The 10,728-nt window shown below is 28.9% G+C and carries 19 protein-coding genes; all 19 read right to left on the reverse strand.

The features are described 5' to 3' along the window. Window positions 1-815, reverse strand: an 815-nt coding sequence (locus tag ACLUJM_RS11120; RefSeq protein WP_412412820.1) for a transposase, incomplete at its 3' end; no start/stop codon positions are given. Between the two features lie 12 nt (window positions 816-827). Next, window positions 828-1,292: an IS200/IS605 family transposase gene (gene tnpA / locus ACLUJM_RS11125; protein WP_412412821.1), complete on the reverse strand. Its 465-nt coding sequence runs from the start codon at window positions 1,290-1,292 to the stop codon at window positions 828-830. A gap of 36 nt (window positions 1,293-1,328) precedes the next feature. Next, window positions 1,329-1,826, reverse strand: coding sequence for a transposase (locus ACLUJM_RS11130; RefSeq protein WP_412412822.1), 498 nt, complete (start codon window positions 1,824-1,826; stop codon window positions 1,329-1,331). Window positions 1,827-1,914: 88 nt separating this feature from the next. Next, window positions 1,915-2,445 (reverse strand): hypothetical protein, encoded by a 531-nt coding sequence (locus tag ACLUJM_RS11135; protein ID WP_412412823.1) that lies wholly within the window; start codon window positions 2,443-2,445, stop codon window positions 1,915-1,917. A 126-nt stretch (window positions 2,446-2,571) separates the two neighbouring features. Continuing rightward, the gene (locus ACLUJM_RS11140) at window positions 2,572-2,931 is read right to left on the reverse strand and encodes a hypothetical protein (RefSeq protein WP_412412824.1); all 360 of its coding nucleotides are present in this window, start codon (window positions 2,929-2,931) and stop codon (window positions 2,572-2,574) included. 144 nt (window positions 2,932-3,075) lie between these two features. Then, window positions 3,076-3,423, reverse strand: coding sequence for a hypothetical protein (locus tag ACLUJM_RS11145; protein WP_412412825.1), 348 nt, complete (start codon window positions 3,421-3,423; stop codon window positions 3,076-3,078). Between the two features lie 279 nt (window positions 3,424-3,702). Continuing rightward, window positions 3,703-4,341 carry a hypothetical protein gene (locus ACLUJM_RS11150; RefSeq protein ID WP_412412826.1) on the reverse strand — a complete coding sequence of 213 codons (639 nt, stop codon included), beginning with the start codon at window positions 4,339-4,341 and terminating at the stop codon, window positions 3,703-3,705. A 72-nt stretch (window positions 4,342-4,413) separates the two neighbouring features. Then, on the reverse strand, window positions 4,414-4,905 hold the full coding sequence (locus ACLUJM_RS11155; protein ID WP_412412827.1) for a transposase: 492 nt from the start codon (window positions 4,903-4,905) through the stop codon (window positions 4,414-4,416). A gap of 123 nt (window positions 4,906-5,028) precedes the next feature. After that, on the reverse strand, window positions 5,029-6,021 hold the full coding sequence (locus ACLUJM_RS11160) for a DNA cytosine methyltransferase (protein WP_412412828.1): 993 nt from the start codon (window positions 6,019-6,021) through the stop codon (window positions 5,029-5,031). Window positions 6,022-6,030: 9 nt separating this feature from the next. Further along, window positions 6,031-6,459, reverse strand: coding sequence for a dUTP diphosphatase (gene dut / locus ACLUJM_RS11165; RefSeq protein ID WP_412412829.1), 429 nt, complete (start codon window positions 6,457-6,459; stop codon window positions 6,031-6,033). Window positions 6,460-6,741: 282 nt separating this feature from the next. Further along, complete coding sequence (locus ACLUJM_RS11170; protein ID WP_412412830.1) at window positions 6,742-7,128, reverse strand: hypothetical protein; 387 nt, start codon at window positions 7,126-7,128, stop codon at window positions 6,742-6,744. A gap of 16 nt (window positions 7,129-7,144) precedes the next feature. After that, a complete protein-coding gene (dut, locus tag ACLUJM_RS11175; RefSeq protein ID WP_412412831.1) occupies window positions 7,145-7,573 on the reverse strand; it encodes a dUTP diphosphatase in 429 nt (142 codons plus the stop codon). A 36-nt stretch (window positions 7,574-7,609) separates the two neighbouring features. Beyond that, window positions 7,610-7,843 (reverse strand): hypothetical protein, encoded by a 234-nt coding sequence (locus ACLUJM_RS11180; RefSeq protein WP_412412832.1) that lies wholly within the window; start codon window positions 7,841-7,843, stop codon window positions 7,610-7,612. Window positions 7,844-8,075: 232 nt separating this feature from the next. Beyond that, complete coding sequence (locus tag ACLUJM_RS11185; protein WP_412412833.1) at window positions 8,076-8,219, reverse strand: hypothetical protein; 144 nt, start codon at window positions 8,217-8,219, stop codon at window positions 8,076-8,078. An 84-nt stretch (window positions 8,220-8,303) separates the two neighbouring features. Continuing rightward, window positions 8,304-8,891 carry a hypothetical protein gene (locus tag ACLUJM_RS11190; RefSeq protein WP_412412834.1) on the reverse strand — a complete coding sequence of 196 codons (588 nt, stop codon included), beginning with the start codon at window positions 8,889-8,891 and terminating at the stop codon, window positions 8,304-8,306. Window positions 8,892-9,173: 282 nt separating this feature from the next. Then, a complete protein-coding gene (locus ACLUJM_RS11195; protein ID WP_412412835.1) occupies window positions 9,174-9,368 on the reverse strand; it encodes a hypothetical protein in 195 nt (64 codons plus the stop codon). A gap of 15 nt (window positions 9,369-9,383) precedes the next feature. Continuing rightward, window positions 9,384-9,554, reverse strand: a complete 171-nt coding sequence (locus tag ACLUJM_RS11200; protein WP_412412836.1) for a hypothetical protein — start codon at window positions 9,552-9,554, stop codon at window positions 9,384-9,386. Window positions 9,555-9,567: 13 nt separating this feature from the next. Beyond that, on the reverse strand, window positions 9,568-10,215 hold the full coding sequence (locus ACLUJM_RS11205; protein WP_412412837.1) for a hypothetical protein: 648 nt from the start codon (window positions 10,213-10,215) through the stop codon (window positions 9,568-9,570). Window positions 10,216-10,325: 110 nt separating this feature from the next. Continuing rightward, on the reverse strand, window positions 10,326-10,601 hold the full coding sequence (locus ACLUJM_RS11210; RefSeq protein WP_412412838.1) for a hypothetical protein: 276 nt from the start codon (window positions 10,599-10,601) through the stop codon (window positions 10,326-10,328). Between the last annotated feature and the right edge of the window lie 127 nt (window positions 10,602-10,728).

Here is a 10,728-nt window from a genome sequence, read left to right on the forward strand (position 1 = left end):
CAATTATTCTTTTTCAGAAATAGATTTGAGATATGTTTTGAACTTTTAGGATTTTTTATTCCTTTAGCATATTGAATACTACTCCATTGTGATTGCACTCTTGATATCTCTTTATTGTATTTGTGACATATCGAAAGATATTTTCTTCCGATTATAAAACTCTCATGTGTATTAGAGTTAAAACAAGAAAAGAGGTTGTGAAGTCCAAGGTCAATACTTAGATATGAATTATTATCTACACGATAATCTATATCTTTAATTTCGTAAATTACTATAATATCGCTCTTACCATTTTTCGGCGGATATATTTTTATCTGCTTTATTACATCGAAGTCCTTGAAAAACTTATTTTCAAGATAAAGGTAATTATCTTCAATGCCATAGTCAAGATACATATATTCCTTTAATCTTTTTGACAATGAAAGTCTTACAATATCCTCATTTACTTTATGTGATATAGCATTTTGCATATAAGTAATTGCTATATTATTAGATTTGTATTTAGGTGGTTTTGGATTAACGACATTAGGACTTTTACTTTTTAATAGAGAATAAAACGACTTCCATGATTTTTCAAGTTGTTTACAAACCTCTTGTGCTGTTTGAGACGGAAGTTGCTTATACCATAAATCGCTTTTATGGTATTTCTTTTGAAAATACCAATTTGGATAATCACAAGGAAGATTTAATTCTTTATAGTTTAGTCTTTCATAATTACAAACATTCCAAAGCTTATATGCTGCATAGCACATGTGTCCTATAATGTTAGATTGTTTATTTGTTAATATTACGCTTGTCTTTCGTGCTAGTAGCATATATTCACCTCCTTAATATGCTTTAGACTGTTTTTCGATATATCTCTTAATGTTTTCTTCTGATACAGAACCTATAGTTTCGCAATAATACGAATGATTCCATAGTTGTCCTTTCCATAGCTTTTCTCTTAAATCTGGATATCTCTCAAAAAGCTTTCTTCCTGTTATTCCTTTTAAATACTTAACAATTATTGTTACCGATAATTTAGGTGGGGCGGATATGAAACAATGAATATGATCCATTTCGCCACACTCAAATAGTTTTACAGTAAAGCCTTTATTTTCGCCAATTTCTTTTGCCAACTCTTTGAGATAGTTCTCAATTTCAGCCGATAATATTTTTCTCCTATACTTTACAGACCATACAATATGGTAGTTAATATTGCATACTGAAGTACGGTAATGTACAAGGTTATCTTTCATACACATAGTATAGCATATTTTAACCAAAAAATCAAACAAATGTTCATCTATCACTTTCATCTCGGCAATTGAATTACCGAGGATTCTCGCTCAATATCCTAAGCGTTCTTTGTATTCATCTAAAACATCGATAAACTCTATAAGAGTTTGTTTATCAAAGATATCTCTGTCCGTTATACAATCCCAGAAACATTTATTTATCCAATCGTCTTTAATCCATTGAAAATCAACACAAAAGCTATCAAACAAATTTTCCACATCATATATGTTGTCTGTATCTTTTAAATCTTGTTGAAACTCTGATATTCTTTCTAAAAAAACGCATTGAGCTTTTTTAATTCTTAATTCATCCCAAAATGGATCTTGAAAGTCCTCTAACCAACGTTCGCCGAGTTTCTTATCTATATCAATAACTTTAGACAAACTTCCTTGTGCTTTTTGTATGGCTAACGCATAATCCATACTATCAAGTATATCTCGTTTCTCACGCACCAAATCCCTTAACTGGTCTAGTGACATATTGTTTAATTCTTTTACAGTCTTTAAATAATTTTTTTCTAATTCTTGCAATGATTTTTCTTCATTCATAATTTTCTCTCCTTTTCTTTGTTGTATGTAATATATCGACAAGTGACAACACCACAAGTAATTAATAGAAATATCACTTGTCTATATGTTAGTTAGCGTATCTTTCAGCGACATCACAAACACCATCAATGCTAAAACAACCCCAACAATCACATTCTATATCATCTATGTTTTCATCAATTATATTATCAGCTTTTGACCTCTCGTGATTACGATAGATCAATAACAAAGCAAGTTTCCTATAAAACAAATATTCTACGGAACGATAAATAGCAGAAAACATTTCGTCTAAATCTAATCGCATATCGTGCTCATAAGAAAAAGCGACAATATCTTCTACAAAAACCTTTGAATAAAAATCTTCTTTAAATTCTGGAAAATTTTTGCTAAAAAATCTAGCATGACTTTTACAACAATTTTGAACTATCTTTGCGAAAATGTCGCTATCATAAATGTATGAGTGAAGAAGACATTGATAAACATCTTCAGGAAATGAATCCGTTCGTGAAAAATTTTCTGAAAAATTTCTATAATTCTTTTTTGAAAAGGGAATATGGACATCAAACTTTTCTTCTAATTTTTTTAAAATTTTTTTAGTATTCTGTGCGTTAACTCTCATAATTTACTCTCCTTTATCTTTGTTATGTATGTAATATAGCGATAAATGACAACTCCACAAATAATTAATCAGCCTAACAGATGTACCCACATAAAAACCCTGCCACATAATAGCAGGGGAATAGGGTTATAGTTCTTGTGTATCATATCCATGAGAAATCAATATCTGATTGAACTTATTAACATGTCTTATATATTTCTTTTTAGAAAACAAATCAAAGGCACAATAATCAATACAATCTATCTCTGGATCTAATCTATTGCCATTAATATCAATAGGATAAAAATCCTTATCAGTCTCAATAAACTTTTCAGAAAATTCTATAATTGTTTGTGGAGCTTCTTCCAAAACTTTTGCATAATCCCAGTCAAAATTATCCAAGTACTCTTCATATGATTTGAGGACTTCTTTTTCGAGTAGCGTTCTATATTCTGATGATGTTATAACAACGCCGCTATTAACATTTTTCCACTTTGTTCTTTTCATGTTTTTCTCTCCTTTATCATTGTTATGTATGTAATATAGCGACAAGTGACAACACCACAAGTAATTAATATACCTGTAACATGTACCTAAACAAAAACCCCAAACAAAAATATTGTCTGGGGGATAGTATTTGCTATTTTCTTTCTACTTTTTTAATGTTGAATATTCTGAATCTAATGATGTTCGTCTATATATTTCATCTTCTAGCTCTTTATTGTTGTTGAAAAATGTGTCAGAATTGGAAATTTTTCTTCTTAGTTCGTTGATTTTCATTTCATCTTTTATTGGCAACTTATCATCTAAATATAAATTGCAATCTCTGATTTGTTCTTTAATTTTGTCATTTTCACCACGACTGACTAATAAAATTGTTACGCAAATTTTATCGTATTGGCATAATAATTTTGGATAAATCTGTAACAACTCATCTGAAGAATAAGAATCAATGTATTTGAAGGCGTGATTTGATTCTTTCATATATTTTAAGTCCATTATCTTTCCATTTTCATTAATTTTATTGTCTTCTGTTATTAAGTTGTGAGTTATGAAATCATTTGTATATGTGATTATTCTATAACTTGGGAAAAACCCCTGATAGATAAAAAACAATACTATTAAAACGCAAATGCTATTTATTATTATGTTTTTTTAGTGTCTTTTGATAATTCTTTTAAACGCATAAGGTTCACCTCTTTTTAATTTTTTATAATAATGTGCAAAAAAAAGGACTAAGTCTTTAGCTTAGCACAGCTTCGCTATTGTATTTTGCAATTATAATCTTTCGTTCCAATATTTTTCTTGATAATCGTTAACTATTTTTCTTTTATTTATAGGTTTTATTCTGTTTTCTTTAGACAATAATTCAATTTCTTTTAAAATATTTGTGCTATCATAATCTTTTCCATATACATTTTTGCCGTATATATGGAGATTTTTATTTATATAATCATCATATTCGGATTTATCAATTCCAGAATCTTCCAAAGCCGATAGTATAGCTAAAAAATGTTCTCCATTATTTGCTCTATATTCACGATTATATTTTTTATCAAAAACACCAGATTCTAAACTTCGTTGTTTATTTATAAAATCAATATATTCATCACTATTTATTACAGACTTCCATAGTTTATATTTTGTTTTATCTAGGTTTTTAATTTTTATTGTGTTGTTTTCTTTAATTTCTATTACGTTATTATTTATCATATCTTTATCTATTATATTAGGATATATTTTATCAATATATTCATCTGTTAACATACCATCATAATATAAAAACCAGCAAGTAACGTATTCTAAGCACTTCAACTCTTTATCTTCTTTATATCGGTTTATATTTTCTTCAAAGATTAAACATATTATTTGTCTAATAATATGCCTAGGATCTTCATTAAGGTTTATTTCTGTCATATTTATTCCTTTATATTTATTCATTTAAAAACTTTTTTGTACTACCCCCGTTGAAAAACAGGGGAGAGAACACTATTCCTCGCACAACAAATAATCTTTATAATTATCTAATACTTCTATAAAATTTATCAAGGATTCTTTATCAAATATTTCTTCATTTGAAAGATTATCCCACAATGTCTTTTCTATCCAATTTTCTTGAATCATTTTGACATCATCATAGAAAACATCAAGTAAATCTTCGACCTCAAATACATTATCAATATTCTTGATATCTTCTTGAAATCCATATATTTTTTCTTGAAATTCTTTTTGTGCCTTATTGGCTACTAAATTATCCCAAAATGGATTTTGAAAATCTTCAAACCAGCGTTCACCTAAATCTTTATATAAATCAACAACCTTAGATAAACTTCTATGTGCTTTTTGAATAACTAATTCGTATTCAATACCACATAATATACTATTTTTTTCTATAACCAATTCTCTTAATTCATTTAATGACAAATTGCTTAATTCTTTTATTGTTTTTTCATAAGCTTTTTCTAATGTTTCGATACTCATAATATTCTCTCCTTTATCATTGTTATGTATGTAATATAGCGACAAGTAATAACACCACAAATAATTAATACACCCAGCATATGTACCCACATAAAAACCACTGCTATGTGGCAGGGGAGATAACTAACGATATACTGACATTATATGACTTTTTATATTCATAGCTATTACAAACGCTAAATTGATTGGAACTGCATTTCCTATCATCTTATATCCATCATTCACATCTTTATAGTAAAAAATGAAATCATCTGGAAAACCCTGAATTCTAGCACATTCTCTTACTGACAATCTTCTATACAGCCATTCCTTACCTGGTACAAATATATGTTTATCCTTACTAATTTTAAGCATTTTAGGGGCTTGTGGGTGCAGTTGACATTGCCTTCCAGAAGCTTGAATCGTAAAAGCCGGCTCATTCCACGACCTAACACGATTTCTGCTCATAAATATAGGGGAATAGGAGCCAGTAAAGTATTCGTGATTTGAAACCTTACAATTATCACCATTAGTCTTGTTTCTATTCGAAGAAGGTATTGCTGTATCTTTCAAATCATATATAGCATCTTTCAGGGTAGGCTTATAATTGAACTTTTTTGGAGGATTATCAAAACATATGTTTAAATCTTTTCTGAAACCAATATAAAAAACTCTTTTTCTATCTTGAGCAACACCATAATCAGAAGCGTTTAATAAGTGTATAAAAACATCATATCCAGCTTTGTTAAACTGTGAAATTATACTTTGAACAGCTTTATTATGTCTTTTTGCCATCATTCCTTTTACATTTTCCGCAAGAAAAAATTTAGGACTTTTATCTCGTAAAATCCTTATATATTCGTAAAACAACTGCCCTCTTGGATCCTCTATCCCTTTTAGAGAACCGGCTTCACTCCAAGACTGACAAGGAGGGCCACCTATTAAACCGTCACAATCTGGAAGTTCATTAGACTTCACATTAGTTATATCATCTTTAATCAGCCTTGTTTCATAATTCTTTTCATAGGTTTCCCATATTCTTTTGTCATATTCATTAGCCACTAAAACATTAAATCCCGCTTTAATAAAGCCTAAATCTAATCCACCAGCACCAGAAAATAAACTTATAAGATCCATTTAATCCTTTCACTTGCTTGTGCTTCCAAATCCACCAGCACCTCTTTCAGTTTCGCTTAATTCATCTAGTGTATCTACTTTTTGCAAATCAACTGAAGTATATGGTACTATAATCATTTGTGCGACATACTCACCGTCTTCGATAGCGATATTTTCATTACCATAGTTAAAAAACTTTAGCTTGATTGCACCACGATAGTCGGAATCGATAATTCCTACAGTGTTTTGCAATGCTAAGTGCTTTTTAGTTCCGATAGATGAACGGGGAACTACCATACCGAAGCAACCTTGTGGTATTTCTACATGAATTTTCGTATCTATATCTACATAGTTTTTACCGAATACTATGATTTTATTATCTAAACAAGCTGGAAGATCTATTCCTGCACTGTCCTTTGTTCCTACTTTTAAGTTATGTTTTTCTGTAAAATATTTCATAAAATTATCCTTTCTTTGTTTTTGATTTTATACGTTGTTAATATTATCTACATAAATAGTGAATTAAGATGGATAATATACATACTATGAGGCATATTATCTGTTTTTTATAGTCGTGTAAATTTCTCGTTTTCCTATATTTTGTATTAGCAAAAATCATTAAAAATGAGAAGACTATTGTTGAAAGTGATGTTACTATTTTGATTATTTCAGTTGTTTTCATTATTTTTTTCCTATTATTTTTAATATGGTTTTTTTATATTTACGTTGTTTTATCTGATATTATATAATATCAACTTTCCATGTTTCTGGAAAAGACACATCAATACAAGCTATATAATTTCTATCTTCGTCTAATAGTGATATATTTAGTAATTCTATCATGTGGTCTAAAACTTCATCAAAATCGCTGTTTTCTTTATAATCTTTCATTAATGTTTGATAATTAATTTCTTTATATTCCCATAAACTTTGTGGGGAAGTGCCTTCATCACATTTTTCAACAAAATATTCCATTATTTCGGTTATTTCTTCTGGGTCACTTATATCAAAATATAGATTTTTATAAAGCTCTTGATAGCAAAAATCTTCTTCTCTTTTTCTATTAGGTTTCCACATGAAATCTACTGTCAAAGGGTTTTTATCAATTTTTAATTCAATTAATTTCATTTAATTTACCACCTTTCTATTTATTAGTGCTTCCAAATCCACCAGCATCTCTTTCAGTCTCGCTTAATTCATTTAACGTATCTACTTTTTGCAAATCAACAGAAGTATATGGTACTATAATTATTTGTGCGACATACTCACCGTCTTCGATAGCGATATTTTCATTACCGTAGTTGAAGAATTTTAGCTTGATTGCACCACGATAGTCGCTGTCTATAATGCCAACTGTATTTTGCAAAGCTAAATGCTTTTTAGTACCGATTGATGAACGGGGAACTATCATACCGAAATGACCTTTTGGAATTTCTACATGAATTTTTGTATCTATGTCTACATAGTCTTTAGCCTTTACTGTTATTTTTTCATCTAAACAAGCTGGAAGGTCTATTCCTGCACTGTATTTTGTTCCTACTTTCAAGTTGTGTTTTTCTGTAAAATATTTCATACGCTTTTTAAATCCTTTCTTTAAATTTGTAGCAAATTATTTGTTTTGTTCTTCGACAGTTATATTTTGTTCGACTTTTTTGTTAGCCTTTTGTTGATCGTTTTTATAATTAATTGTTGTGTTATGAATTGTTATAACCATTAATACTGTTCCCGCAATGGCTGCGATATATTTAAATATACGAATGTTTTCGTGAAAGATTTCATCACATATCACGGATATGATTAATATAACAGAAAAAATGGCTATTATTATAAATTTTGTATTCATTGTGATCTCCTTTTGATTTTTTTAATTTCTTTATAAGTTTGCTAAATACATATTTGTAGCAACAACAATACTATTATCATTGAGAACCAAATAATTACTATAATTCCGGATATTTTTAAGACATTTGTTTTTTCTTTAATACCTTGTAGTAAGGTAATTACCCCAGCTAATAATGCAATAATGCATACAAATATATAATAAAAAATTTTCATAAATTGTTTCACCTCCTTGCTTATAACAAATCTGACGTAATCTTTGGGGCAACTTCTAACGCCGTAAGCATTACATAAATTCCAACTATCATAATTACACCCATTATAAGCCCTTTATGATCATTCTCTTTTTCTTCTTGGTTATCTTCTATTCCAGAGCCCAAAATTGAGCCCTAACTTATCAAAAACCATAATTCAAAACCTAATAAAACACAATAACCAATAAATTTTTCCATTTTTATCCTTTCTTACTTCCAACTAATTACAATCCATTGATTTTCTATACCATTAGCTTCCTTCACAAGTTTTGTAGATATTGTAAAATCATTATTTAAGTCATTTTGTAAAATTCTCATCAAGGTTTTTGCTTTGACTGGATTGTCCTCTAATGACTTTTCGAACTTTTCTTTATTCCTTTTGTAATAATTATCTTTTTCTAATTCTTTTAATTGTTCGGTATGAACATGTGAACCGATATATCCATTATTGTCAACAGGTATTAATAATATTTCTTTTGATTTGGTGTTTTTTGTTTGAACGTCTATTATGTTTTGCAAAAATTCTTGTTGAAAATTTGTTATATATTTTTCATCTGCTCTTTTGATTTCAAAATGTTGATTAGATTCTTTAGCGTTTTGTTGTTCTTTAGCATTATCGATTTGACCTGCGGTATAAATTGCCACTATCATTAGTATCACTGCAACTATAAACCTAATCAAGCCAAAAATTCTGTTATAAGGGGGTCTAATACGACATCCCATATCATATGCAAGAATTAATAATGCTAATGAGAAAAGAATTGTTGTTATAATTTGATAAATTTGATATTCTGTCATTTTTTAATCTCCTTTCTTTTTTTCTACAACACAGATTGTATCTTTGTGCCAGCCACCATGGGGAACAAGCAAGATTTTTTGAATGGTGAATCCATAGTGTTTTTTCTTCTTCTATAAGTTTTTTGATGGGCTTTATCGAAAATGTGTTTTTGTTCGGCATAACCCAAATTCTTTCAATTATCAAGTTTCATCACCTAATGGCGTTATACCCACAGAACACATATCATTACAAAAATACAAAAAGCCACTTGTGATTAATCCACAAGTGACAAATGACTTTTTTTAAGCCAAAAAATCTACAACGTATAAATCCAAAAACCCGAACAAATATCCGATAACCACGAATAACAGTGTTAATTTACGGTGTTTTGTATTGTTGGTTTTGAAATATTTTACATGATAAAAAGCCTCCAACAATATTATCGGAATGAATTCGCCTAGTAGTATTATTGTTAACAAACGCTCATTATTCGACATCAGTTTCTCCTTAATCTAGTGCCAACGGCTGAATACAATTTTTTCTCTTCTATATACAGATGAATTGGCTATAGGTTGGTCTGGTTCTGCTGCAAAATTGTTTGTGATAGGTGCAATACACTCGCCATCTTTTATAAAAGTTTCTTCATCGCTATAATTGAAAAGTTTTAGCTTGATTGAACTCATATAATCAGAATCTTTAATTCCTATAGTGTTCTGTAACGATCATTAAAAGTGAAATAGCAATTAATATTATTAACGCTAATTCAATTAATATATATTTTTGTATTTTCTTTATTATTTGTAATTGTTTTTCTACTTCTTTATCGAATTGTTTTTCGAGTTTTTCTATATCGGCTTTAGTCTTTTTTTCATCTTTCAGAATAATAGCATTGGCTGATTCTAAGTGACCTTTGTATTCATCCTTAAACTCGTTACGACTAATAATGACTATAATTGAAGAAATCTTATCTTTATCATTCATTTGATTGAAGTTATCAATCAATTCTTTAGTAGGTAGTGTTTTTACAAAATTTGATAAAACATCACTATCTTTGACAAGTTTAAGTGCTGGAAACCCATCCAAATAATTAATAGTATTATTTTCGTTTAGAATACCTGTTCCTTTTAATTGATAGAAATACGAGTTTTCTTTAATTTCTTCAATTTCTTTTTCTTCATTAATATAATTTCTATTACTTTTTAACGCTTGAACAACTTGTTCTCGTGTTATTTCTTTTAGTCCAATAGGTATTTCTACTGTTGTATCAGGCATTAATAGGTTCACAATTATAAGTGCAATTATTGATAATATTTGTGCTATCATATATATCTTTTCGCGATTCATAGTTTTAATTCCTTTCTTAAATCTTTAATTTCCATTTTTGTTATACCCGGAAAATACATCCTACCAAAAAAACTAAAGTCACTTGTGATTAATCGACAAGTGACAAACATCTATAACCAAGTTTTAGCGGTGTACTGTTGAGTCTTTCTACGATTCCACAAACTAAACTTGATTTTTTCTCTCATATATAAAGGTGACTGAGCAATAGGTATATCTGGTTCTGCTGCAAAATTGTTTTGCAATAGAGTACACAAGTTTTCTTTTAATTCTTCTTCTGACATTTCAGAAGCTTTTTTTAATCTGTTTTTATTTTTGAACAAAATATTCTGATTGTTCGTGAAAACTTCTCTATTATTTTTATCGTACCAAACTGGAAACAAAATCATATTTATCTCTCCTTTTATTAATTATATATGTAGAATATCAGTAATAAGGCAGTGGTCAATAAATTAACAATCCTATTACAATATACCAAATAGACACAAAAACAGGGGAGAACAAGCTCCCCTAAAA

It is taken from the genome of Finegoldia sp. (assembly GCF_046991905.1).
Classification (GTDB): domain Bacteria; phylum Bacillota; class Clostridia; order Tissierellales; family Peptoniphilaceae; genus Finegoldia.